Origin of the sequence: Flagellimonas sp. CMM7, from assembly GCF_021390195.1 — a bacterium.
In the GTDB taxonomy this organism is placed as follows: Bacteria; Bacteroidota; Bacteroidia; order Flavobacteriales; family Flavobacteriaceae; genus Flagellimonas.
On record NZ_CP090003.1, the window covers coordinates 788,359 to 814,824 of the forward strand.

The 26,466-nt window shown below is 37.5% G+C and carries 24 protein-coding genes; 13 read left to right on the forward strand and 11 right to left on the reverse strand.

Annotated features, from left to right (window positions below):
• Positions 1 to 11: 11 nt before the first annotated feature.
• Positions 12 to 776: a class I SAM-dependent methyltransferase gene (locus tag LV704_RS03615; RefSeq protein WP_163421698.1), complete on the forward strand. Its 765-nt coding sequence runs from the start codon at positions 12 to 14 to the stop codon at positions 774 to 776.
• 3 nt (positions 777 to 779) lie between these two features.
• On the opposite strand, the gene LV704_RS03620 is transcribed toward LV704_RS03615, so the two are convergent.
• From LV704_RS03620 to LV704_RS03655, 8 genes are all read right to left on the reverse strand, one after another.
• A complete protein-coding gene (locus tag LV704_RS03620; RefSeq protein WP_163421697.1) occupies positions 780 to 1,781 on the reverse strand; it encodes an FAD:protein FMN transferase in 1,002 nt (333 codons plus the stop codon).
• Positions 1,782 to 2,147 carry a Na(+)-translocating NADH-quinone reductase subunit F gene (locus LV704_RS03625; RefSeq protein WP_163421696.1) on the reverse strand — a complete coding sequence of 122 codons (366 nt, stop codon included), beginning with the start codon at positions 2,145 to 2,147 and terminating at the stop codon, positions 1,782 to 1,784.
• A gap of 81 nt (positions 2,148 to 2,228) precedes the next feature.
• A complete protein-coding gene (nqrF, locus tag LV704_RS03630; RefSeq protein ID WP_163421695.1) occupies positions 2,229 to 3,536 on the reverse strand; it encodes an NADH:ubiquinone reductase (Na(+)-transporting) subunit F in 1,308 nt (435 codons plus the stop codon).
• Positions 3,537 to 3,538: 2 nt separating this feature from the next.
• The gene (nqrE, locus tag LV704_RS03635) at positions 3,539 to 4,279 is read right to left on the reverse strand and encodes an NADH:ubiquinone reductase (Na(+)-transporting) subunit E (protein WP_163421694.1); all 741 of its coding nucleotides are present in this window, start codon (positions 4,277 to 4,279) and stop codon (positions 3,539 to 3,541) included.
• Positions 4,280 to 4,289: 10 nt separating this feature from the next.
• On the reverse strand, positions 4,290 to 4,937 hold the full coding sequence (locus LV704_RS03640) for an NADH:ubiquinone reductase (Na(+)-transporting) subunit D (protein WP_055393825.1): 648 nt from the start codon (positions 4,935 to 4,937) through the stop codon (positions 4,290 to 4,292).
• 1 nt (position 4,938) lies between these two features.
• Complete coding sequence (locus tag LV704_RS03645; RefSeq protein ID WP_163421693.1) at positions 4,939 to 5,688, reverse strand: Na(+)-translocating NADH-quinone reductase subunit C; 750 nt, start codon at positions 5,686 to 5,688, stop codon at positions 4,939 to 4,941.
• A 2-nt stretch (positions 5,689 to 5,690) separates the two neighbouring features.
• Entirely contained in the window at positions 5,691 to 6,953 is a 1,263-nt protein-coding gene (locus LV704_RS03650) for an NADH:ubiquinone reductase (Na(+)-transporting) subunit B (protein ID WP_163421692.1), read from the reverse strand.
• Between the two features lies 1 nt (position 6,954).
• On the reverse strand, positions 6,955 to 8,307 hold the full coding sequence (locus LV704_RS03655) for a Na(+)-translocating NADH-quinone reductase subunit A (protein WP_163421691.1): 1,353 nt from the start codon (positions 8,305 to 8,307) through the stop codon (positions 6,955 to 6,957).
• A 187-nt stretch (positions 8,308 to 8,494) separates the two neighbouring features.
• On the opposite strand from LV704_RS03655, the gene LV704_RS03660 reads away from it, so the two are divergent.
• The 9 genes from LV704_RS03660 to LV704_RS03700 all read left to right on the forward strand — a co-directional run bounded on the left by LV704_RS03660 (position 8,495) and on the right by LV704_RS03700 (position 18,054).
• Positions 8,495 to 9,739, forward strand: a complete 1,245-nt coding sequence (locus tag LV704_RS03660; RefSeq protein ID WP_163421690.1) for a DUF5103 domain-containing protein — start codon at positions 8,495 to 8,497, stop codon at positions 9,737 to 9,739.
• Positions 9,740 to 9,769: 30 nt separating this feature from the next.
• On the forward strand, positions 9,770 to 10,948 hold the full coding sequence (locus LV704_RS03665; protein WP_163421689.1) for a DUF3667 domain-containing protein: 1,179 nt from the start codon (positions 9,770 to 9,772) through the stop codon (positions 10,946 to 10,948).
• Positions 10,949 to 10,951: 3 nt separating this feature from the next.
• Entirely contained in the window at positions 10,952 to 11,338 is a 387-nt protein-coding gene (gene apaG / locus LV704_RS03670; RefSeq protein WP_163421688.1) for a Co2+/Mg2+ efflux protein ApaG, read from the forward strand.
• A 118-nt stretch (positions 11,339 to 11,456) separates the two neighbouring features.
• The gene (pruA, locus tag LV704_RS03675) at positions 11,457 to 13,085 is read left to right on the forward strand and encodes an L-glutamate gamma-semialdehyde dehydrogenase (RefSeq protein WP_163421687.1); all 1,629 of its coding nucleotides are present in this window, start codon (positions 11,457 to 11,459) and stop codon (positions 13,083 to 13,085) included.
• Positions 13,086 to 13,099: 14 nt separating this feature from the next.
• Positions 13,100 to 13,867 (forward strand): arylamine N-acetyltransferase, encoded by a 768-nt coding sequence (locus LV704_RS03680; protein WP_163421686.1) that lies wholly within the window; start codon positions 13,100 to 13,102, stop codon positions 13,865 to 13,867.
• A complete protein-coding gene (locus LV704_RS03685; RefSeq protein ID WP_163421685.1) occupies positions 13,851 to 14,816 on the forward strand; it encodes a GlxA family transcriptional regulator in 966 nt (321 codons plus the stop codon). Before LV704_RS03680 ends, LV704_RS03685 begins: the two co-directional genes overlap by 17 nt.
• An 83-nt stretch (positions 14,817 to 14,899) precedes the next feature.
• On the forward strand, positions 14,900 to 15,937 hold the full coding sequence (locus tag LV704_RS03690; RefSeq protein ID WP_205597871.1) for a DJ-1/PfpI family protein: 1,038 nt from the start codon (positions 14,900 to 14,902) through the stop codon (positions 15,935 to 15,937).
• 8 nt (positions 15,938 to 15,945) lie between these two features.
• Positions 15,946 to 16,929, forward strand: coding sequence for a S9 family peptidase (locus LV704_RS03695; protein ID WP_163421684.1), 984 nt, complete (start codon positions 15,946 to 15,948; stop codon positions 16,927 to 16,929).
• Positions 16,930 to 17,265: 336 nt separating this feature from the next.
• Entirely contained in the window at positions 17,266 to 18,054 is a 789-nt protein-coding gene (locus LV704_RS03700; protein WP_163421683.1) for a toxin-antitoxin system YwqK family antitoxin, read from the forward strand.
• Positions 18,055 to 18,419: 365 nt separating this feature from the next.
• Here the strand turns inward: LV704_RS03700 and rsmG are convergent, their stop codons facing one another.
• Positions 18,420 to 19,061, reverse strand: a complete 642-nt coding sequence (gene rsmG / locus LV704_RS03705) for a 16S rRNA (guanine(527)-N(7))-methyltransferase RsmG (RefSeq protein ID WP_163421682.1) — start codon at positions 19,059 to 19,061, stop codon at positions 18,420 to 18,422.
• Between the two features lie 113 nt (positions 19,062 to 19,174).
• On the opposite strand from rsmG, the gene LV704_RS03710 reads away from it, so the two are divergent.
• The 3 genes from LV704_RS03710 (at position 19,175) to LV704_RS03720 (ending at position 23,577) form a co-directional block, all read left to right on the forward strand.
• Complete coding sequence (locus tag LV704_RS03710) at positions 19,175 to 20,278, forward strand: acyl-CoA desaturase (protein WP_163421681.1); 1,104 nt, start codon at positions 19,175 to 19,177, stop codon at positions 20,276 to 20,278.
• Between the two features lie 13 nt (positions 20,279 to 20,291).
• A complete protein-coding gene (locus tag LV704_RS03715; RefSeq protein WP_163421680.1) occupies positions 20,292 to 21,482 on the forward strand; it encodes a pyridoxal phosphate-dependent aminotransferase in 1,191 nt (396 codons plus the stop codon).
• Positions 21,483 to 21,606: 124 nt separating this feature from the next.
• Positions 21,607 to 23,577, forward strand: a complete 1,971-nt coding sequence (locus LV704_RS03720) for a sulfatase-like hydrolase/transferase (protein WP_163421679.1) — start codon at positions 21,607 to 21,609, stop codon at positions 23,575 to 23,577.
• A 38-nt stretch (positions 23,578 to 23,615) separates the two neighbouring features.
• Here LV704_RS03720 and LV704_RS03725 read toward each other — a convergent pair whose 3' ends face one another.
• A complete protein-coding gene (locus LV704_RS03725) occupies positions 23,616 to 25,106 on the reverse strand; it encodes a TrkH family potassium uptake protein (RefSeq protein ID WP_163421678.1) in 1,491 nt (496 codons plus the stop codon).
• The gene (gene trkA, locus LV704_RS03730; protein WP_163421677.1) at positions 25,106 to 26,455 is read right to left on the reverse strand and encodes a Trk system potassium transporter TrkA; all 1,350 of its coding nucleotides are present in this window, start codon (positions 26,453 to 26,455) and stop codon (positions 25,106 to 25,108) included. Before trkA ends, LV704_RS03725 begins: the two co-directional genes overlap by 1 nt.
• Between the last annotated feature and the right edge of the window lie 11 nt (positions 26,456 to 26,466).

Consider the following 26,466-nt stretch of genomic DNA (forward strand, 5'->3'; position numbering starts at 1 on the left):
GATAAAACCAAATGAAACGGCTCTTTAAATTTTTCTTGAACCTTATCCCAAGACCATTACTTATAAAACTAAGTTATTGGGTAAGACCATTAATAGCCTTTTCTCTAAAAGGGAATAATTACACTGATCCTATTGACGGAAAAAGTTTTAGAGCATTTCTACCTTATGGCTATGAAAATCCCAGGGAAAATGTGCTCTCCCCCTCTACCCTATCTTTAGAACGGCACAGATTGCTGTGGCTGTATTTAAAAAATGAAACTGACTTTTTTACCAAAGCAAATAAAGTGCTTCATTTTGCGCCGGAACAAGCTTTTCATAAAAGGTTTAAAAAACTAGGAAACATTGACTATACTACCACTGATTTGAACTCTCCGTTAGCGGAAGTAAAAGCGGATATATGCAATCTTCCTTTTAACGATGATTCTTTTGATGTTATTCTTTGTAATCATGTTTTGGAACACATCCCAGATGATACCAAAGCGATGCAAGAGTTGTTTCGTATTCTGAAACCAGGAGGTTGGGGCATTTTTCAAATTCCGCAGGATTTAAAAAGAGAAGAAACATTTGAAGACGATTCCATAACTGATAGAAAGGAAAGAGCCAAGATTTTTGGTCAATATGACCATGTACGTATCTATGGCAGGGATTACTTTCACAAATTAAGAAGCATTGGCTTTAAAGTTGAAGAAGTGGATTACACTCAAAAATTACCTGAAGAAGAAGTCGAACAATATAGATTGGCAAAAGGCGAAATCATTCCCTTTGTCAGGAAATGATTATTACTTAATCAAGCTTTTAAATCCAGGGGTCATAAACTCAAGCGTTTCTCCACTTTCATCCAAGTAAATGATATAGGCTTCCAGATTGTTTTGATTAGTCAACAAGCTCTTGGAATCCTCCAAATCCATAGCCATAAAGGCTGTTGCGTAGGCATCCGCTTCGGCACAGGAACTTGCTACCACACTAGTTGCCAAAACCTTTGAGTTTTTAGTATATCCAGTTTTGGGATTGATGGTATGGACATACTTTTTTCCTGTTTCTGGGTCTATTCTAAACTTCCTATAATTTCCAGAAGATGCCATGGCCTTATCCTCTAGAACAATTATCTGTTTCAGCTGTCGTCCAACCTCAACTTGGGGGTCGTCTATCCCCACACTCCATTGTTTACCTGAAATCCTATTTTGGCCCTTGGTTATGACCTCACCGCCTAATTCAACCAAATAATTTTCAAGACCCTTAGCATTCAATAAAGCCCCTAAACGGTCAATGGTGTATCCTTTGGCAACAGCATTAAAATCAAAACGTAATTCCGGGTGATTTTTGGTTATGGTACCATCATGATTTAGTTTAACCTTGTCCCAACCAACATACTTCAATAAACTGTCAACTTTAAGGCTGTCCAGTTTTAGCTGTTCTCCTGGACCAAAACCCCAAGCATTTGCCAAGACACCAATAGTTGGGTCAAAATAGCCATTGGAGGCCTCATATACCATACTAGATGTCTTAAAAACCTCTTGGAACATATGATCCACCGTTATAGTTGAATCGCCATTATTAATTTTTGAAATGTCTGAAGTTGGGATATAAGTTGAAAGTGATTGATTGATCACCTGAAAAACAGAATCTATCTCTTGCCGATAGTTCTCTTCTTTGTCTGAAATATAGATAATGGAATAGGTAGTGCCCAATGCATTACCCGCAATTTGATTTTTTATCCATGTATTGGTGTTGCATCCAAAAAGCAATGTAAGTCCAAATGTAAAAAGTATTCGTTGTATCATTTAAATCTCAATTAACCCTTGATAATCAACAATATAATCTTCATTTAAATATACTGGAAGTTCTTGGTCAGATGCGTTGGAAAGCCCAACTCCTGCAAAATAAGTCTTGGCTTCGAACTTATCCGCATGATTTTTAACCTTTCCCATCAATTCATTATCAAAAACTGTTGTGCTTTTCGGGTATTCAACATTCCGTACCACAATAAAATGTAGCATTTTATCTTTGAGGCAAACATACTGGGGGTTCTTTTTTGGTTTGCTGTTGATTCCCATAAATTCAAAACCATCCTCTTCCAATTGTTTTCCAACAATATTCATGGCTAAGTTATGAAGTTCTTGTTCCGTAAGTTGTCTTCGTTCTTCCATAAAAAAACCGACGCTGTCACATCGGTTTGGTTTTATTATTGACCTCTTGACTGCTCTCGAGGTGATATGGTGCCTATTCTACTATCCGCCAAAATCATCGAATCTGATATTCTCATCTGGAATACCAAAATCTTCTCCCATTTTCTGAACTGCTTTGTTCATTAATGGAGGTCCACAGAAATATAGCTCAATATCTTCAGGAGCTTCATGATGATTTAAGTAATTATCTATAACACAGTTATGAATAAAACCTACAAAGCCATCTCCATCAGCATCAATATCTTCTTTCACTTTCCAATTATCCTCTTCCATAGGTTCTGAAAGCGCCATGTAGAATTTAAAGTTTGGAAAATCCTTTTCTAATTGTTTAAAGTGGTCAATGTAGAACAACTCTCGTTTTGAACGACCTCCGTACCAATAGGTAACTTTTCTATTTGTTTTTAAAGTCCTGAACAAGTGATACAAGTGTGAACGCATTGGAGCCATACCGGCACCACCACCTACATACAACATCTCGGCTTCGGATTCATTGATAAAGAACTCCCCAAATGGACCTGAAATGGTAACAGGGTCACCTTCTTTTAATCCAAAAATATAAGAGGAGGCAACACCAGGGTTTACATCCATCCATCCATTTTTGGAGCGATCCCATGGCGGGGTTGCAATACGTACGTTTAACATGATTTCACGACCTTCCGCAGGATATGAGGCCATGGAGTAAGCACGCTCCACCGTTTCTGGATTCTTCATGACAAGTGGCCATAAATTAAATTTATCCCATTCATTCTTGAACTTATCTGGAGTTTCATGTTCTGCAGGGTGCGCTGTAATATCAATATCTGAATACTTTATCTCGCAAGGTGGTATTTCAATCTGAATATATCCACCTGCTTTGTAATTCATATCCTCAGGAATTTCAACAACAAATTCTTTGATAAACGAAGCAACATTATAGTTACGCACCACTTTACCCGCCCATTTTTTAATTCCAAAGACTTCTTCTGGAATCGTAATGTCCATGTCCTGCTTTACCTTAACTTGACAAGCTAAACGCGCGCCATGTTGTAGCTCTTTTCTAGAAAAATGCGGTGTTTCAGTTGGTAATGCCTCACCGCCTCCGGAAAGCACATGGCATTCACACTGAATACAGGTTCCACCACCACCACATGCTGATGGCAAAAACACTTTTTGGTTTCCTAATGTAGAAAGTAAAGTACCACCAGAAGCCACTTCTATTTGCTTCTCTCCGTTAATGGTCAAGGTTACTGGCCCAGAAGGTGAAAGCTTTTCTTTGGTGAAAAGTAACAACGCTACCAAAAGCAATAATAAAACTAGAAATGCAACTACCGTAATTAAAATAGTACCACCTGTACTTGTAGCTAATATCATCTTTATTCGTTTATGACTTCATTATAAGAGACTGCTTTGTCTTCGTCTTCAATCTCTTTTTTAATTTCTTTTTCTTCAATTTTTTCCGCTGTAACTGGTTCTGTTCCCTCAGGTGGTTCATTGTCACCTGTTAGCATTCCACCAAAACTTTGGAACCCAATTCCCATCAAACCAGTAATGATAAATGTAATTCCCAATCCACGAAGTGGAGCTGGTACATTTGAGTATCTTATTTTTTCCCGAATCGCTGCAATGGCCAAAATAGCCAAGAACCATCCAATACCAGAGCTAACCCCATAATTGAACGCCAATCCCAAACTTGGAATCTCTCTTGCCTGCATAAACAGGGAGCCTCCCAAAATAGCACAGTTTACCGCAATCAAAGGCAAGAAAATACCCAAAGAGTTGTATAGTGAGGGAGAGAACTTTTCCACCACAATCTCCACCAATTGTACCATCGTTGCAATGGTAGCGATAAACAGAATAAATGATAGGAAGCTAAGGTTATAATCGGCATACTCCGGGCCTAACCAAACCAATGCCCCATCTCTCAATAAGTATTGATCTAACAACCAGTTTAAAGGTACCGTAACGGCCAAAACAAATATAACGGCAGCTCCTAATCCTACGGCTGTTGCCACTTTCTTTGATACGGCTAAATAGGAACACATTCCCAAAAAGACCGCAAATACCATATTATCTATGAAGATGGACTTAAAAAACAGTTCTAAATGTTCTAACATATTCTCTTATTTATGCTTCTTCTATTAATGCTTTATTTCTTGAACGCTGCACCCAAATGATGATACCCACAACTATCAATGCTGCTGGTGGTATAATCATAAATCCGTTGTTCTCATATCCTGTTGCATATAGCCCAGTCTTCGCTATTGGATCTCCCAATACCGGAATTCCAAATAAGGTCCCTGAACCAAAAAGCTCACGGAAAAATCCAACAATGATCAGTATTACTCCATAGCCAAGTGCATTACCAATGCCATCTAAAAAGGATTTCCATGGACCATTACCTAAAGCAAAGGCCTCAAAACGCCCCATGATAATACAGTTGGTAATAATCAACCCAACAAAAACCGAAAGGGTTTTACTCAACTCATACGCAAATGCCTTTAAAACCTGGTCTACAATAATTACCAAGGTTGCCACAACGATAAGTTGAACGATAATCCTGATTTTTGAAGGAATCACGTTACGCATCAACGAAATGACCACGTTACCTACTCCCAGTACAAAAATTACCGAGATTGCCATTACCAAAGAGGCTTTAAGTTCCGCTGTAATTGCCAATGCTGAACAGATTCCCAAAACCTGAATGGTTATTGGATTGTTATCCGCTAATGGGTCTAAAATTAGATTTGCATCTTTTTTTGAAAGCAATGCCATATTAGTTTGTTCTAATGGTTTCTAAGTAAGGTTTGTAAACCTTTAAGGTTTCTTTTATCATCGCTGAAACTCCATTTCCAGTGATCGTTGCACCTGCAAGTGCATCAACTTCATTATCTTCTTTATCATTGTTCAATGGGTCATTGTTTCCTTTTGCTACACTTACGCCGGCATAACTTTTACCTTCCAACAAAGATTCACCTATAAAATCGTCCATAAAAAAGCGCATTTTAATATTTGCGCCAAGACCGGGGGTTTCCGCTTTATGATCAAAATAAACTCCTTGAACAGTCATATTATCATCAACCGAAATAAAGCCCCAAATGGCATCCCATAATCCTTTACCGTACATTGGCAGGATATATGATTTCTTGCCATCTTTTTCACCAATGAAAATAGGCAACCGTGCTTCACCTCCACTTTTAAAGGCAGCCAACTGCTTCTTCATATCAATCAAAAAGGCTTGGTCATCTTTTTGAACATCACCATCCACAAAAACATATTGTTCTTTAATGTATTTTGAAAACTCACCCTCAACCACATCTGTGGGAATAAAATTTACCCCACTATCTTCGGTATTCTCATTTACACCCATGGCGTAAAGGATATTCTGTTGTTTTTCAAAACGTTCATTTTCCTTGATTCTATCATTTAGGCCAGATGCCAAAAAAGCAAGGACAGAACCTACAATTACAACCATTATGATTGCAAAGATTACGGTATATGAGTTTTTATCTGTGTTAATTCCCATTATTATACTGTTTCCGTTTTTAATGCTTCAGCACCATCTGTAACTTTTGGGTATATGGTAGCCGTCTTTAATCGTTTCATTCTTCTTTTGATATTACCTCTTACCACATAATGGTCAATGGTAGGTGCAAAAACATTCATCAACAAGATTGCCAAGAAAACACCTTCTGGATAACCTGGATTGAAAACTCGAATCATAACGGACATAAATCCAATCAAGAATCCATATATCCATTTACCTCTATTGGTCTGCGACCCTGTAACGGGGTCGGTCGCCATAAAGACGATACCAAAAGCAAGACCTCCCACCAACAAATGTTGCCAGTATTCAAAACTCATTAATCCATAGAACTTACTGTACTCTGGAATCCATTCCGCGGCAACAATACCATTAAAAATCAATCCCATTGCAAGGGATCCAATTACAGCACTTAACATGATTCGCCATGAGGCTATTTTTGAAAAAATCAAAAACAATCCACCCAGTAGAATTAACAAGGTCGATGTTTCCCCTACTGAACCAGGTATAAATCCATAGAACATATCTGAAAGCGAATAAGTAAACTCAGTATTCCCCTGTGCCAAATATCCTAAAACTGTTTCACCAGAAATAGCGTCGGCAGAACCTGCTTGAGTCACTCCTTCTTTGGCCCCATGTACCCAAACTTTATCGCCACTCATCCAAGTAGGATAGGCGAAAAACAAGAACGCACGTATGGTCAAAGCGGGATTCAAGATATTCATTCCTGTTCCCCCAAAAACTTCCTTCCCGATGACAACACCAAAAGCAACAGCAACAGCCAACATCCATAGTGGTGTGTCCACAGGAACAATAAGAGGAACCAACATTCCTGTCACCAGGTATCCTTCTTCTACTTCATGACCTTTTATTACTGCAAACAAGAATTCGATAGCAAGTCCTACTCCATAGGATACAACAACAATTGGTAATATAGTAATTGCACCCAACCAAAAGTTATCCCAGGTAATAAAATGCTCCATCAAAGAAAACTCTGATGGAAAACCATTGATTGCCGAATAATGTTGGTACCCTGCATTAAAGATTCCAAACAAAAGACAAGGAACCAAAGCCATGATTACCGTGTTCATGGTACGCTTTAAATCATCAGCGGAACGAACATGACTACCAGAATGGGTAGTTTCATTGGGCATGTACAAAAATGTATGGATTGCATTAAATGCAGGAGCCATTTTTTTACCCTTGTATTTTTCTTTAATCTGATGTAATTTTTCTTTCATACCCATATTATCCAATTTCTTGATGCAACAAATCCAATCCTTCCCTGATTATTTGTTGGTGCGGTTGTTTAGAAATACAAATGAATTCCGTTAATGAGAAATCTTCCGGCGCAACTTCATACAATCCCAATTGCTCCATCTCGTCCAAGTCTTTCACCATACAAGCTTTGAGTAATTGTAGTGGGTAAATATCCAACGGAAAAACATCTTCGTAACGACCCGTTACCACAAAAGCTCTATGCTCTCCATTGGTGTTCGTGTCCAAATCGTATTTCTTGTTAGGCTGCATCCATGAAAAGGTCAATGCCCTTGTAGATGAGATTTTATTGAAAATTGGCTTATTCCATCCAAAAAACTCATAATCATCACCTTCTGGAATAGCAGTTACTGTATTGTTGTAGAATCCAAGATACCCCTCAGGGTTTGTTTTTGAACCTGTAAGCACATCACCATTAATCAACCTAAATTTATCTTGATTAACTCCACTTCCATATAAAAAGGTAGAAATCTCAGCACCTATTTTAGTAGTGTAGTATTTTGGAGCTTTTACAACAGAACCTGCAAGTGCTATTGTCCTTTCCGCATTAAACTTTCCCGTTAACAATAACTCTCCAATAATCACCAGGTCTTGTGGGGCTAATGTCCAAGCCACTTCTCCTTTATTAATTGGGTCAATTTTATTTATTTGGGTTCCCACCAACCCCGCGGGATGTGGTCCAGATACTTTATGAAGTGTGATTCCGTCCAATTTCTCAAGAGGGGAATTACCTGACCCACCAACCGAAACATGCACTGGACCGGGTGTCAACTTGCCCAAAGCAGAAATTGCAGCTTGCAGCTCCGCTTCTTTACCCTTTAAAACATAATCGGTATCCGCAGCTAAAGGCGCTGTAGTATAACCGGATATGAATATGGCTTTAGGAGTTACCTCAGGATTTGCAATGATATCATAAGGTCGCTGTTTAATAAATGTCCAGCCACCTGATTTTAACAAAAAGTTCTTGACACCCTCTCCATCAGACTTTTCAATATCAAATATTTTATGCGCTATATACTCTTGCTCTTTATCTGCAAGAATTTTCAGCGTTAAAATTTTTCTTCTGGCTCCACGAACAATTTCCACCAATTCTCCGCTTACCGGAGACACAAAGAGCATATCCTCTTTGTTCTTGTTGTAAAAAAGAGGTTCCCCTGCTTTAACTTCGGCCCCCTGTTTTACCAACATTTTTGGTGTTATTCCATGAAAATCATCTAGGTTTAGGGCGTATACGTTACTTAAAACGGCTTTGGAAGTAGTCTGTTCTGCTGCCCCGATAAGGTTGATGTTTAACCCTTTTTTAATCCGGATGTCTTTAGACATATTGTTATAGACCTTTTGTTAAAGAAATATGTCGCAAATTTAACGCATATCGTTGAAAATACATGCTTCAAAAGATGGTGTGTTAATTATTTATATTTATTCTAAATAAAGAAATTGAACCGAGATAATCCACCTTTCATCATGGGCACACTTTTTGTTTACCTTTACCCAAAAAAATAGGCCCTAAATGCGCTTTTTAGTTAAACAAGTATTTTTCTTTTTCATAGTTTCAAATCTTTTTGCACAGGTACAGGAAGAAGTAAATCCTCCGGTCAATATAAAGTCCGTAGTTTTTAAAGGTCCAACAGAGGATCAATTCCCTCTGGTCAAACTTGGGGAATCCATGACTTTGGAGTTTGATGATCTTACCGCAAATGAACAAGACTACTATTATAAAATAATACATTGTGATTACGATTGGACTCCATCACAACTTTTAAAATCCCAATATCTAGTGGGAATAGATAACCAGCGTATTATTGATTATGAAAATAGTTATACCACGCTTCAACCCTACTCCAATTATAAACTGACCATACCCAATGAGAATGTCCGTTTAAAAGTAAGTGGCAACTACGTCATAGAAATCTATAACAGTTATGGTGATTTGCAATTTTCACGTAGATTTTTGGTCTATAGAGATTTGGTGACTGTTGGGGGCACAGTAAAACGCTCCAGGGATTTTAACTTTCTAAATGAAAAACAGGTAGTTCAATTTAATATCAATACTGCCGGGTTTCCCGTGGTCAACCCAAAAAAAGAAGTTAAAGTGGCCATTTTACAAAATCACTTTTGGCCAACGGCGCTGTACAATATAAAGCCCCAATTTACGGTTGGCACCGAACTCGTATATAAATATGACCAAGAAACAAGTTTTTATGGAGGCAATGAGTTCCTAAATTTCGATACAAAAGATTTAAGGTCACCAACCTTTGCCATATCCAAAATTGAGTTCAAGGAATTGTATAATCATTACCTATTTACCAATACCTATAGGTATGACAGACCTTATACCTATTTTCCTGATATAAATGGTGACTTTGTGATACGAACTTTACAAGGTGAAGATGTGTCCAGGGAAGCAGAATATACAGAGGTTCATTTTAGCCTCCCTTATTCAAACGAGATTGGATTGGACAACGTTTACGTTTTTGGAAAATTCAATAACTATGATTTAGGGGAAGAAAACAAAATGATTTTTAATTCGGATACAGGAAAGATGGAACTTACACTTGTAATGAAGCAAGGCTTTTATAATTACAAATACATAGTTGAACGGGAAGATGACACGATTGATCTTAATTATGTAAGCGGAAACTTTCACTTCACCGAAAACAATTATCTCATTCTTGTTTATTACCGTGACTTTGGTGATATGTATGATAGCATTATAGGAATAGGCTCCGTCAATTCTAGAAATATCAGTAATTAATTATCTTTAGCTCCTAATCCTTGAAATGGAATGGAGGATAAAAAACCAACCTTAATAACCAAAGGCCGCTACGAACTTAAGTTTAGGGGAACCAAATGTCTTAATTGTGGTCACCTTCTTGACGTAAGTGATAAATATTGTCCCAATTGCTCCCAAGCCAATAGCACCAAAAAACTAATTCTCAGAGATTTTTGGGATGAGTTTTTCTCAAGTATCATCAATTACGACTCGAAGCTTTTAAAGACGTTATATGCACTCTTGGTTAAGCCCGGAACCATTACCAAAGACTACATTAAAGGAAAACGAATAGCCTACACCAATCCTTTTCGCTTTTTATTGAGCTTGGCATTTCTGTATTTCCTAATGGCCACTTATGATAACAGTCTTTCCAATTTGGACAGTCTTGGCTTAGAAGACAAAATTGAGAAGACAGGCCCCCTTAGTTATGGTTTTAAGACAGCGGATAGCACAGATACCAAAAAACAGACCGATGAAGTACTAGGTCAGTTGGACTCCATAAGAAATTTGGAAAGAATTCCAGGTATTCAAAATTTGGACTCCTTACAAAATTTAATAAATCAAGGTGTAAGAGCAGAAGCAAAAAAAGATTCATTTATGCTTGTAAATCCCCGAAAATACTTTGAAAACCTTCAGAATAAGAATGCTGGAGGACTTGGAGCAAGAATGGAGTTTTTCTTTACTTTTTTACAAAAGGATTCAATAAAAACTTTTGAAGAGGCAAAAGAAAAATATGGAGCCAATGAGTCATGGAGAAACAAAGTTGCCTTTAATGGATCCAAGAGTTCTCTTAAAGCTATTGCACAGCCCGGAACCTACTTAAACAATACGATTGCAAAGCTACCTTTGGTCATTTTCTTCTTTCTTCCGATCTTCACGGTTTTCCTTCGGGTGGCATACATCAGGAAAAAATACACCTACACCGATCATCTTATCTTTAGTTTCCACAACCAGTCATTATTATTTATCTTGCTGATTATTAGCCTTATAATTGATACTATTTTCAATATGGCAAGTGCAGGATTGTTTTTACTGATTTTCGGTTTTTACCTGTACAAGGCCATGAGAAGATTTTACGGGCAAGGAAGGATTAAAACGATTTTAAAATACATCTTTTTAAACACAATGTTCACATTGCTGGCATTATTCGTCATCATTGTGTTGTTTACAGGGAGTGTCTTTACCTATTAATATATGTTTACTCAAATCACAAAAGGAATCAAAGTATCGGTGCAAACCACTTTTGAAGGTACATTTTTCAAAAACTACAAAATGCACTATGCCTTTGGATATACGATTACCATCGAAAACCAAAGTAAGGACGCTGTACAGTTGACTGCTAGACATTGGGATATCTTTGATGCACTTAAAGAAATAGAAACTGTTGACGGTGAAGGCGTAATTGGCAAAAAACCGGTTATCAAACCAGGTAAATCCCATACTTATAGTTCAGGTTGTTTGCTAGCATCCCCTATTGGTGCAATGCGAGGTTATTACCACATGGTCAATTTCGCTTCAACGGAAGAATTTGAAGTAGATATTCCTACTTTCAAATTTGCGGCTCCATTTGCGATAAATTAAAAAAAAGGGTTCTTTATTTTCGTTTATTCAATTACGATATCTTGTAATTATTAATCTGTAAATACTTTTTTCTTTTAGTACCTTTGACGGAATTTTTAACATCTAAAAATCCATCATAATGGGAAAAGGTTTTTTTCAAGTTCCAACGGCTTATAATGAGACTATAAAAAGCTTTGCGCCAGGTACTCCAGAACGCGAAGATGTACTAAAACAATACAACGCATATTACAACGGAAAAGTAGAGGTTCCGCTTTATATTGGAGCAGAGAAAATCAAAACGGGAAATACTAGAACAATGTCTCCCCCACACGAGCATGCTCATGTTGTAGGTGAGTATCATCTTGCAGAAAAAAAACATATTGATCAAGCTATTTCCAATGCATTGGAATCAAGAGAAGCATGGGCCAATTTGACCTGGGAACAACGCGCTGCAATATTCTTAAAAGCTGCAGACCTTATCGCAGGACCTTATCGTGCAAAAATAAATGCCGCTACAATGATGGCGCAGTCCAAGACCATTCACCAAGCAGAAATTGATGCAGCTTGTGAGTTTATAGATTTTCTTCGATTTAATGTGGAATACATGTCGCAAATCTACTCAGAACAACCTGAGTCTGCAGATGGCATTTGGAACCGCGTGGAATATAGACCATTAGAAGGTTTTGTATATGCAATAACTCCTTTCAATTTCACAGCTATTGCTGGAAACCTTCCTGCTAGTGCCGCAATGATGGGTAACGTTGTGGTATGGAAACCAAGTGATAGCCAAGTGTTCTCTGCAAAAGTGATTATCGACGTCTTTAAAGAAGCTGGGCTTCCAGATGGTGTTATCAACGTAGTTTTCGGAGATCCAGTGATGATTACAAATACGATTTTATCCCATGCAGATTTTTCTGGACTGCACTTCACAGGTTCCACTTTTGTATTCAAAGAATTGTGGAAGCAAATTGGAAACAACATCCATACCTATAAAACATATCCTAGAATTGTTGGGGAAACCGGTGGAAAAGATTTTATCGTTGCGCATCCAACCGCAAAACCTGCCCAGGTTGCAACCGCAATTGTCAGGGGAGCTTTTGAATTCCAGGGACAAAAATGTAGCGCTGCTTCCAGGGTATACTTACCAAAGTCTACCGCAAATGAGATACTGGATTTAGTAAAGGCCGATATTGAATCATTCAATAAACCTGGGTCTCCAGCGGATATGAGCAACTTTATTACAGCAGTAATACATGAAGGTTCTTTTGATAAGCTTGCTAAATACATTGACAAAGCCAAAGCTGACAATAATGCTGAAATAATTGCCGGAGGTAACTATGACAAATCTGTAGGTTATTTTATTGAACCTACCGTTATCCTAACCCAGGATCCAAAATACACGACAATGTGTACCGAACTTTTTGGACCAGTTGTTACCATATATGTTTATGACGATGAAGATTGGCAAAAGACATTGGAATTAGTGGATGGAACATCGGAATACGCTTTAACGGGTGCTGTTTTAGCCACTGACCGTTATGCAATTGACGAGGCTACCAAGGCTCTTCAAAATTGTGCGGGCAACTTCTACATTAATGATAAACCAACCGGCGCTGTAGTGGGACAACAACCATTTGGAGGAGCAAGAGCTTCAGGTACCAATGATAAAGCTGGTTCTGCTCAAAACTTATTGCGTTGGGTATCTCCAAGATTAATAAAAGAGACTTTTGTTACACCAGAAGATTATAGATATCCATTTTTGGGGTAAAAAAACCACACACAATGAACGTTTCAGCCTATTTGAATAGAATAAAATACAATAAGGAGGTTGAAATTGACAAACCAACTTTGTTTGGACTTCAAAGGGCACACTTGTTAAGTGTGCCCTTTGAAAATCTAGATATCCATTATAAAAACAAAATTGTTTTGGACATGGATATCATTTTTGAGAAAATTGTTAATCGTAAGAGAGGTGGGTTCTGTTACGAACTTAACAGTCTTTTTTATACGCTTCTAAAGGAGATTGGATTTAATGTAAAAATTATTTCCGCAAGGGTATATTCAGAAAAAGAACAGTACGGTAAAGTGAATGACCACATGGCCATCCTAGCAAACATTGGAACAGAACAATTTCTGGTCGATGTGGGTTTTGGGAAATTCTCATTACAACCTCTTCCATTAAAGTTTAATAAAACCCTCGTTGATGATTACGGAAAGTTTGTTTTTGATAATTATGACAAAGATTATTTGAGGGTGTCCGAACAAAAAAATAATGTTTTAACACCACAGTATATCTTTAGTACAAAACAGCACAAATTATCTGAATTTAAGGATATGTGCGACTATCACCAAACCAGTAGCGAATCACATTTTACCCAAAAAAAGGTGATTTCCATAAGCACTGAAATTGGGCGTGTTACACTGAATAACAGTAAAGTAAAAATTACTAAAGGGTCAAAAACCAAAGAAATTGAATTTAACGAAGACCAATTCGAGACCTATCTTAAAAAATACTTCGATATTATTGTAAAAATTGAAGAACCAAAGTAAACATAGAGCTTTCTTTCTTGTACCACCAGAAGTGCAGCTTCTGGACATGGCAGGTCCGGCCCATCTTTTTTATGAAGCAAATGAGTACGGCGCCCAGATTGAAACTCATTATTTAGGCCTAAACACCTCGAACAAAGAAGTATCAAGTGCTGGGATTTCCCTAGGTAATTTGGAGGGTTTTGAAAACTTTACATTAGGAATTCATGATCTTCTTTTTATTCCAGGTTTGGAATCCCATCTATTTTTTGATGAAAAATTTGTACAACAAAACCAGCAATTTTTTCTGTGGTTACAAAAACAAAATCAAAACAGTGCTAAAATCTGTTCTGTATGTACTGGTGCATACGTCATAGCTTTTGCAGGCCTTTTTGATGGAAAAAATTGCACTACCCATTGGAAATATTTAGAGGAGTTTCAATCAAGGTTTCCGAATACAAAACTGCGTTCAGATAGATTAATCGTTAAAGACGGTAATCTATATTCCAGCGCTGGAGTTTCATCAGGAATAGATTTGGCTTTATTTCTTTTAGAAGAACTCTATGGACCTGTTTTCGCTACAAAAATCGCTAAAGAAGTAGTGATATACCTCCGTAGAACGGAACACGACCCACAACTTAGCGTCTTCCTTCAATACAGGAATCATTTGGACAATCGTATCCATCAAGCTCAGGATACACTAGCACAAAATTTTGATAAAAAACTTAAAATAGAAGAGCTTGCTGAAAATGTTCATATGAGTCCAAGAAACCTAACTCGTCTATTTAAGAAAACCACTGGGATTACCATTGGGCATTATTTGGATAAGCTTCGTGTTGAACGTGCTGTACAATTACTTTCCAGTGGCTCTAAAGTAGAAGCTGTATCTATGGCATGTGGATTTCAAAGCACTAATCAATTAAGAACCCTACTTAAAAAGCACACCTCTTCCCTGCCTTCAGAACTACGTTAGTTATTGTCCCAATGTTGCGCATCGTTGTCCTTCCTAAAACAGACCTGCTACATTAATTTTGAGGAACATCAAAAATCAAAAAAATGAGCAGATTAATAATACCATTGCTATTGCTTTTTGGAATTGCATTTAGTTATCCCCAAAATAGCATCAAAACATCTGAAATATATGTTTGCCCTCCTTGCGGGCTTAAATGTGACAATGATGAACATGACAATCCCGGAATATGTTCATTCTGCAACATGAAACTTATGAAAAAAGAAGATTTAAAGACCATCGCCTTCTATTTGCAGGACAGAGTCGAAGTTCTTGATTTTGCCGGCCCCATGGAGGTATTGTCCTATGCCGGGTTTAACGTTTTCACTGTTTCCGCCACCAAAGAACCAATAAAGTCACAAGGCATTCTTAGTGTTATTCCAGATTATACTATAGAAAATGCTCCCGAAGCGGATATCTTGGCATTTTTTGGAGGTAATGCATCACCAACCTCTAAAAACCCGGAGGTAATGAAATGGATTAAAAAACAAGAAAATGTAGCATATCATTTTTCCGTTTGTACCGGAGCTTTTATTTTGGCCGAAGCAGGCATATTGGATGGAAAAACAGCAACGACATTCCACAGTTCACTGGACAATCTGAAAAACAATTACCCTAAAATAAATGTGCGTAAGAATGTTCGTTTTGTGGACAATGGAAAGGTAATCACAACGGCAGGAATATCCGCCGGAATAGATGGCGCACTGCATTTGGTTGCAAAATTACATGGGTTAAATGCTGCTAAACGTATTGCATACAATATGGAATATGATAATTGGCAACTTGGAGATGGACTAATCCTATCTTCGGACAATCCATATGAAAACAGAATATCCACTGCAGACCTTATTGCTTTTGAAGGGCTTTATGAGTACAAAGATGGCAATCAAATTACATTGAAAATCAATAAAAAAGATGGTGACCTTTACACGGTGATAGATGAACTTGTTTATCCACTTTATCATGAAGAGGATGACATATTCTCAAATATAGGTGACGATCAAATTTTCTTTAAAAGAAATGATGAAAACAAAATTGTAGGGTATTCTTTAGAAAATGATGAAAAGGTCTATAAGAAGCTATAAACAATAACATGGTCTGGTCATCCCATCTTTTAGTTCTTTTTTCCTTTTTGGCATGCTTTGGAATTAAAGCACAAAAAGATACGTTTCGTTGCCCTCCTTGTGCTTCAGATTGTCACCGCACGGATTTTGAAGAATCAGGAAACTGCCCTATTTGTAACATGCCTCTTATAAAAGTAAACCAAACTCTGTTTGAAGGGTATGATAAGAAGGAAGTTATGATTTCAAACGACAGCATTCTATTAAATGCTGCATACTACACCCCTAAAAATAAAAACCGGATTAAAGGTGCAATGATTGTTGTTCATGGGTCAGCTCCCTCTAGGTACGAAGACATGACATACTATACCAAAATAGGGACCAAACTTAACATGGCCGTATTGGCATATGATAAAAGGGGAGTAGGAAAATCAGAAGGGAATTATCAATTCTTCAACGTTGAAGAAAGCGAAAATTGGTTCAATCTACTTGCATCTGATGTTTTGGCTTGTTTGTCATGGATAAAAAAGCAGCCAGAACTTCAAAAAACAAAAATAGGATTGATTGGTGGCAGTCAAGCTGGATGGATAATGCCATTGGCAGCATCAAAAAACAAGAATATTGATTTTATCATCATTGGGGAAGGGGTAGCCGTTTCTGCGGGTGAAGAACATTATTTTAGCCAACTGACAGGTGATGGTGACGAAAGTGTAAACAAACTGTCAATAGCAGAAGCACATTTAAAACTTCAAAAATTTAACGGCACCAAAGGCTTCGACCCTAGGAATATTCTTAAAGGACTAAAAGCAAAAACCTTGTGGATTCTGGGAACTCACGACCCTGTTATTCCTGTAGATGCCACACTTCATGAGCTACAAAGCATGAACAATCCAAATTTCCACGTTCAAATTCTAGAAAACGGAGATCACAACTTTAATAATACACAAACTGGAAAACCTTATAACCTACTTGAATTTATTGAGCCGTGGTTACTTAATAATGATATTCTAAATTAATATTGGCGCTACCTTTTTTCCTTTTCAGGGGAAAATACTTCATCCTTACGTTCAAAAAAGACCTCCATTGGCAAAAATCACATTGACCGTATGTTGGATGGTTTGATGTAAAATATTAAAAATGAACAGCTAACACTTTCAGACGGTATCTTTCAGTCTATCATTCATAAACCGAGAAGCTGTAGTCATAAGATCATCCCTTTATCAGGACAAAGTTTTCAATATATTTCTACACGTAAGACTCATCCCATTGAACACATTTAGTAAAATGTATAAATGAGTTGCTCCAAATATTACTTGATTCTCTTTTATTCTGAATTTCCAAATAAAGGATATATGCAATTATCAAATATTGAAAAACATATAAATGAGCAAGTAAAAAGTGATGTTAAGGAAAATGCTTTGGACTGTTTATATGCAGAGTATCATGAAAATGGCAGAATAAAAATTGAAGGCCAATTTGAAGAGTGTAATACCACGAAAGAGTGTGCCCAGAGCAAAACGCAGCATTATTATAGTGATGAATTAAAAACTGGTTTAGGTAAAAAACATGGTCTGTGGCTAGAATATTATGAAAATGGCATAGTAAAATCCAAACGCAATTACCATTGTGGCTTACAACATGGAAACTCACTTTTATATAGACAAGACAAGAAACTTTTAAGCTCACATTATCATGTATTTGGCAAAGAAATAAGTGTGCACAAGTTTCATAAAGCTGGTAGTCTTGAACTAAGCAAAGCCCATTTTTATAGCTTTAGTGAAGGATTCGCCCATAAATTAAAAATGACTTTGCACTGGGAGTTTTATAAAGATGGATCACTTAAAATCCAAAGAGAAACCCAATTTTTAGGTAACGACAAAGAAAGACAGGCTTTCAAGGAATATTACATCAATGGGGTACTAAAAACAGAGACGAGATTTCTTAACCAAAAAAGAGATGGTGTCCATCGGGAATATCATAAGAATAGTAATCCTAAATACAAAGGAGTTTTTAAAGACGGTAAACCAATTAATCAGCACTATTACCATAACTTAAACGGACAAAGGACATCGACTGAATATTGGTACAATGGCAAACTTCTAGGAATAGAAAAAAACAATGATGTATTTACTTCTCAGTAAGAGAATTTCAAAAAAATTCTTCTTGAAATAGTGTTTACAATAAAAAGTTAAACTCACTTTTCAACATACTGAATAGATGCAATCTGATCATCATCAAACGGCACCAAATTATCCTTTAAACTTCCATAGGAATCACATTGTTTTTCCAAATTACTACAACTGATCGTTGGAAAAACACAATTTTATATGTAAATTTAACGTTAAGCAATAGTAAATTAAATGTAATTAATCAATTCTAACCCATTAATCCATATTGATATGAAACAGCATATATACAAGTGGCGGGAACAATTTGTTGCACTATGGGAGTACACCAAGGACTACTCAAGAAAGTGCAGAATAGTGTACTATAACGTGCGGAATACCTAGGAGAAACTCTTAAACTTTTGTGGTAAATACACTACTTTTTTAGTTTCGAAAAAATCTTCTTTAAAATATTCTTTTAAATCAAAGGTTTCGACTGTTTTATAATCTTTCAATTCCTCTGTCAAATCACCGCCTTTTAAATAGAAAATTCCATTTTTTCTTTCATGAGTCGAGTCTTTTTTAATTTTTCCTTTGGTCCAGTGCACAAAAGTAGGCATGGCCGCAACAGCTCTGCTAACAATAAAATCAAATTGGCCGGTTAAATCCTCCACTCTAGTATGTTTTGCGGTTACGTTTTCCAATTGAAGTCCCTCAACAACTTCCTGTACAACTTTAATTTTCTTTCCAATTGCATCAACTAGAGTAAAATGAGTATTAGGAAATAGAATTGCAAGGGGAATACCAGGAAATCCACCCCCCGTTCCAACATCTAAAACTTTAGAGCCTTCATTAAAACTCTGAATTTTAGCAATTCCAAGGGAATGCAATACATGTCGCAGGTACAGTTCATCGATATCTTTACGAGACACCACATTTATCTTTTGGTTCCAATCTTGATAAAGTGCTTCTAAGCCCTTGAAGTGTTGAATCTGGGTATCAGTGAGTGTCGTAAAATATTTAGAAATTAAATCTGCATTCATACTCAATCTGTTAATTTCGGTAAAATTAATACTTTTAGACACCTTAACATCGTTTTCATATAAAGTTGGGGACTTGAGAAATCAATTTACTTACCTTTGTAAAAATTTAATTTATGGAAAAGGATACCATCCGATTTTCAAGAAAAGATTCAGCACAATTCTTCAGAACACTAAATAAAAGGGTAAACCAATATTTTAGTGAAAATCAAATAAAAAAAACCGGAAATTGGAAACTTCACCTTAAAACCGTTGTGATGTTTGCCGTTTTCTTGACTCCATACTTTTTAATGTTGACATTGAACCTACCATTTTGGGGTTACGTGCTGTTGTCAATCACCATGGGTGTAGGAATGGCTGGTGTGGGAATGAATGTTATGCATGATGGAAACCATGGTGCTTATTCCAATAAGAAATGGGTGAACAAGCTTATGGGTAGCAGTATCTATATTTTAGCTGGTAACGTATACAATTGGCAAGTTCAACATAATGTTTTGCACCATACATACACCAATATACATGAGCATGATGAAGATATGGAAGCAGGACGAATTCTTCGTTTTTCAAAACATGCCGAGTGGCAAAAACACCATAAATTTCAACACTTTTACTCCATTCTTTTATATGGATTATTGACTTTTAATTGGGCAATAACCACAGATTTCCAACAAATGTATCGCTACATGAAAAGAAAATTGTCTTATGGGAAGCTGCCAAATCCAGTAATAAATTGGAGTACATTGGTCATTACAAAGACAATATATATCACTATTTGGATTGTTTTACCGCTACTTCTGGTAGATATTCCATGGTGGCAGATATTGCTTGGTTTCTTTATTATGCATTATGTGGCTGGAGTGATTTTGAGTGTAGTATTTCAGCTGGCCCACATTGTTGATGAGGCAGATACTCCTCTACCTGATGAAAGCGGAACCATGAAAAATACTTGGGCCATTCATCAACTTGCGACAACGGTGAATTTTGGCACCAAAAATAGAATTGTAAATTGGTTTACCGGTGGTCTGAACCATCAGGTTGAACATCATATATTTCCAAATATTAGTCATGTTCATTATACAAAAATCTCCAAAATTGTGAAACAGACGGCCAAGGAGTTTAATTTGCCTTATAACGAGTATAAAACTACTAGAAAAGCTATAATTTCGCACTTCAAACATTTGAAAGAGTTGGGTAAAAATCCAGCACTTCAGTACCAGTAAAATAGCAAAACCAATGAGCAACCAACTTTCTGAAAGAATTAACAATCTAGTTCCTTCAGCAACTCTTGAAATGGCTGCAAAAGCCAGGGAACTTAGAGCATCTGGAAAAGATATTATTGGCCTTAGTTTAGGTGAACCAGATTTTAATACCCCAGACTACATTAAAGAGGCCGCCATACAGGCCGTAAATGATGGGTATAATTCGTACACGCCCGTAGATGGTTATGTAGAATTAAAAGATGCCATAAGCACCAAGTTCAAAAGAGATAATGATATCACTTATGAACGCCCTCAAATTGTTGTTTCTACAGGTGCAAAGCAAGCCCTTTACAATGTAGCTCAAGCTTGTTTAAATAAAGGAGATGAAGTCATCTTGCCTTGCCCATATTGGGTAAGTTACAGTGATATTGTTAAACTTTCTGAGGGAGTTCCCGTGGAAGTTGCCACATCCATAGACAATGACTTTAAAATGACACCGGAACAGTTGGAAGCGGCCATCACACCAAAGACTAAAATGTTGTGGTACAGTTCTCCATGCAACCCAAGTGGCTCAATTTATAGCAAGGAAGAATTAAGAGGTTTGGCCGATGTACTTCAAAAATACCCTGAAATTGTGGTGGTCAGTGATGAAATTTACGAACATATTAATTATGGAGTTACGAATCACGCCTCAATGGCTGCTTTTGATGACATGTATGATCGTACAGTTACAATAAACGGTGTTGCCAAAGCTTTTGCCATGACAGGGTGGCGAATAGGTTATATTGGAGCTCCAACATATATTGCCAGAGCTTGTAACAAATTGCAAGGACAGGTTACAAGCGGTGCCAATTGTATTGCTCAACGTGCCGTGATCACGGCATTGTTAGAATCTCCCAGTCGCGTTCAGTATATGGTGGACGAATTCAAAAACCGAAGGAAACTTATCTTGGAATTATTGAATAATATTGACGGATTTAAATGCAATGAACCAGAAGGAGCTTTTTATGTATATCCTGATGTGACCGCTTTTTTTGGAAAAACATTTAATGGCAAAACCATAAACAACGCATCTGACTTTGCCATGTACCTATTGGAACAAGCCAATGTTGCTACTGTTACCGGAGACGCTTTTGGAAACGGCAATAGCATCCGTATCTCTTATGCTGCAAGTGAAGAAGACATTAGAAAAGCTATTTCTAGGATTGCTGAAGCAGTAAAATAGACTATAAAGTAATTACAAAATAACCGCCCTCAAGGATATGAAATTCTTGAGGGTTTTTTATTTGAAAAGTTTTATCGCACTAGATAAAATCATATAGTATCTTCGAGAGAATAAAACTTTCCAAATGAAGAAACCAATTTTATATTTAACCTCGCTGATCTTTTGCTTAGTTTCTCTTTCTGGTTTTTCTCAAAAGAAACCCAATGTTGTATTGATTTTTCCGGACAATTTGGGCGTTGGTGAAGTTGCCGCTTACGGTGGTGCTCGTGGTGTACCCACCCCAAATATTGACAGAATAGGCGCTGAGGGTATTCGATTGACAAATTTTAATGTAGAATACTCATGCACCCCTTCTCGCATTGCAATACTTACTGGCAGGTATGCCGTTAGGGCAGGCGAAGACTATTACGCAGGCACTACACTATGGGAAGAAACCATTGCCGAGCGTTTAAAGTCTGTTGGATATTCAACTGCACTTTTTGGAAAATGGGATCTTGGAGCCAAAAACTGGCATGGAAAACGCGAACCGACCCACCAAGGTTTTGATGAGTGGTATGGAATTCCTGGTACCACCCATGTTTCCCAATTTCCTTCAATGGAAGGTTTTGACCCTAGTTTACAACCAGCTCCCTACATATGGGAAGGGAACGCAGGAACCGTATCCAAAAAAGTAAAACCTTTTAATCAAAAAACAAGACGTACAATTGACCGCGAAGCGGCAGAACGAAGCATTGCTTTTATAAAGAAGAATGCAGAAAAGGATAAACCGTTCTTTTTGTATTATGCCATGACACAGTTACATTTTCCCGCCTTGCCTCATCCCGATAAGGCTGGCACTACTGGAGCTGGGGATATGGGGGATTCAATGGCCGACGTAGATTATAACGTTGGTTTGATTTTAAATCAATTAAAAGAATTGGGAATCGAAGATAACACCTTGATTATATGGTGCACCGATAATGGGGCAGAAATGAGACGCCCTTGGAGGGGCTCACCCGGTCCGTGGCGTGGATATTATAATTCAGCAATGGAAGGCGGCATTCGAACCCCATGCGTTATTAGATGGCCAGATAGAATTAAGGCAGGGCAGGTTTCCAACGAAATGGTTCATGAAGTTGATTTATTCTCTACCATCATCAATGCCACAGGCAAAGATGAAGCTATACCAAAAGACCGAATCATAGATGGGATAAACCAACTCCCTTTTCTAGAAGGGAAGCAAAGTAAGTCCAACCGTGAAAGCGCCATATTCACACAAAGGTTCGGTCAAATAATGGCCGTCAAATGGCGAGATTGGAAACTATGGTATGTATACAAAACCGAAATGCCCGACCCTGAGCCTGAAAACCAAGTACGATTATTTGACTTAAGAGTGGATCCTAGGGAAGAAATAGATGTCAAAGATTACTATCCTGGAGTTATAGGTATTATGGATAGTATTGTGAAGGAATACGAGGCCTCATTCATTAAACACCCTAGAGTATCTGCGACCGCCAATGCTGTCGACCCCTATTTACCGCCTGAGGCAGGCTCTGGAAGTCCTGTAAAAACATATGAGAGAACAGATAGAACCACACTTGAAGAACGGAGTTCCGCTATGAAAAATCCTGATTTTTCAGGTACTTGGTCAACCACTGTACTTCATAGGGTCTCTGTTATTAATCGGGTAGATGAACCACCGGTACCGTCGCTAGGAAGTGGTTGGGGCGATAAAATATCCATCAAACATGTACCAAATCAATTGGATGTTGAACGTGTGGTCTTTGTTCCAAGGGAAATTCAACAATTAGTTCGTTACCATTTTGCCTTAGATGGTTCAAAGTCTGAAAATAATATACTAATGGGCCGTACCGGAAAACCTATAGTTTCAACCTCTTCTTGGAAAGACGACAGATTGATTATTACCTCTTCTTATCCTTTTCAAGATTCAAAAAGCGGAAAATGGTTAACTAGTAAAGTGACCCAGACCTTATGGCTTCAGCCCGCCAAAGGAACCCCATGGGAATCAACTTTAATTGTTGAAACAACCAGAGAAGGGCTATTGGGTGGTTTATCATCAACCAACCGCACAGTGTACACCAAAGGTTACAGGTAATGAAACAGATTGAACTTTAAGAGGTATTTATAACAACCTTAGGTCTTCTTCCAAAAATAGGGGGTTAATATAATTAACACGGTAAAAAGTTCTAAACGACCTAATAGCATTAAAAATCCGCACCACCATTTACCAGCATCTGGCAGACTATTGTAATTGCTAACAGGATTAAGACTTCCCAATGCAGGACCTACATTACCTAGAGAGGATGCCGAACCGCCAATTGCGGAAACAAAATCAAGGCCTAAAAACCCAAGCACCAAAGAACCTATTATGAAGAATAACATATAAAGCACAAAAAAGGCGATTATGTTGTACACGATATGTTCCGAAACTGTTTTTTCATTATAACGAACGGGAATAATTGCATTGGTGTGCAAGGTACGTTTAAACTCCAGCAGTCCGTTTTTTATAATCAATAAATGCCGCATCACTTTTATTCCACCTGCAGTGGAACCAGCAGACCCTCCCAAGAACATAAGTCCAAAAAAGAAAATAGTTAGAAAAGGAGTCCAACTTGTAAAGTCAGCAGTTACAAAACCTGTTGTTGTAACAATTGCCACAACTTGAAAAAGTGCGTGCCTAAATGCGCTCTCCGCCTTCCCTAAAACCATGGGGTGAAAATCAGATACGGGAACGTTCGCATTAAAATAAACCACTAATGCAGCTACAATTGTAAAGAGGACAATAAAAATTGTGTAGTATTTAAACTCTTCATCTTTTAGTATTCGTTGTACTTTACCCGTAAAAGCGAAATAACTCAATACAAAATTACTTCCTGCCAAAAACATAAATAGAATGGTAATATATTGTATTAGGGGTTGATTGTTCCAATATGCCAAGCTTGCATTTTTGGTTGAAAAACCTCCTGTTGATAGTGTTGCCAAGGAATGGTTCATGGCATCAAAAAAGGACATCCCCGCCAATTTTAATAAAATAGTTTCAGCTACCGTATATCCAAAATAAATTAACCATAAGCGCTTTGCTGTATCTGTTATTCTTGGGTGTAGCTTATCACCTGCTGGTCCGGGTGCTTCCGCTGCAAACAATTGCATCCCCCCTATACCTAAAAGTGGAAGAATAGCTATTGCAAGTACAATGATTCCCATCCCCCCTATCCAATGTGTTAGACTCCGCCAAAAAAGAATTCCTTCTGGCATTGCCTCTATATCATCTATAATGGACGCTCCAGTAGTTGTATAACCGGATATGGTTTCAAAAAAAGCGTTGGTAACTTCTGGTATTGCTCCTGAAAAAAGATAAGGTAGTGTTCCTGAGATAGACATAATTATCCATCCAAAAGTCACTACAATGTATCCTTCCTTTCTTTTTACTTCCTTTTTATGGCCCCTTGTGTAAAACATGGCCATTACACCAAACAACATGGTTACAATGGCTGCAAGCGTAATATCCAACGTAACACCGTCCTTATAAATGCCGCTTACAAATGCAGCTAAAAGCATAAAAGAGCCATTGCAAAGTAGCAATAGTCCCATAATGTGAACAATAATGCGTGTATTAAGTCCCATTACAAGAACAACTTTTCTATTTTAGGAATTGCTTTTGGCAAACAACAGACTACAACACGGTCCCCTTCTAAAATTTTAAAATCTCCTAAAGCAATAATCCCTTTCCCATCTCTAATAACTCCTCCTATACTAGCTTCTCTTGGAAAGTTTAATTCCTTTATTATTTCGCCGTTTACCAACGATGTAGCTTTCACCTCAAACTCTAAAATCTCCGCATTTAAGTTGTTCAAACGTGTTAACGCCAACACTTCTCCCCTTCTTATATACCTAAATATATTATTGGCGGCCAAGAGTTTTTTGTTAATAAGCGTGTCAACCCCTATTGAATGTGATAGCTGAAAATAATCCATGTTCTCCACCAACGCTATGGTCTTTTTAATCTTTTTGGATTTGGCTACCAAACAAGACATAATATTCGTCTCTGAATTTCCAGTAACAGCAATAAATGCATCCATTGACTCTAAACTCTCTTCATCCAATAGCTCAACATTTCTTCCATCGCCATTGATCACCAAGGCATGAGGTAGCTCGTCCGCTATGTCAAATGCTTTTTCTTTGTTCTTTTCAATGAGTTTTACATTGAATTTTTTATTGCACAGATCACGGGCAGTTTTAAAACCAACTTTACTGCCTCCAAGAATCATTACATTTTTTATTTCCTTCTTTTGCATTCCTGTGAGCTTGTAAAGCTCTTCTACTCCTTCAGCAGACGTAATGAAATATACTTGATCTCCTTCTTTGAAAACAGTATCCCCCCTTGGAATAAGGGTATACTGGGTTCCCATACGCTGTAATGCAATGGGCATAAAATGAAGTTCTGGGAAAATTTTAGCGGCCTCCTTGACCATTTTACCAACAAAAGGTGCAGATTTTGGCAAGAAAACCCCAATCATGGTCAGCAATCCCCCTTCAAACTCATAGGTGTCGTTAAAAGCGGATTGGTTCAACAACAATTGTATTTCTGTTGCTGCCAGTTCCTCTGGAGAAATCAATTCATCTACACCAAGCTCATCGAACTTAATAAGCTCCTTATTATCTATGAACTCTGTATTTGATATTCTGGCAATGGTTCTTTTACAACCCAACTGCTTGGCCAAAAGGCAGAGTGTTAAATTGGTTGTTTCTGACGACGTGACTCCAATAACAAGTTTTGAAGTTTCAACCTGTGCATTTCTCAGCACTTCTATTGAAGTGGCATCACCACGAAGGACTCTAATGTCCAAATGATTGTCTGCATACGACAAACTTTCCTTGTCCGTATCAATCAATGTAATTTCTTGTGCTTCATATGACAAAAGTTTTGCCAAATGAAAGCCTACCTCACCTGCTCCCGCAATTATAATCTTCATTGATTAAAATA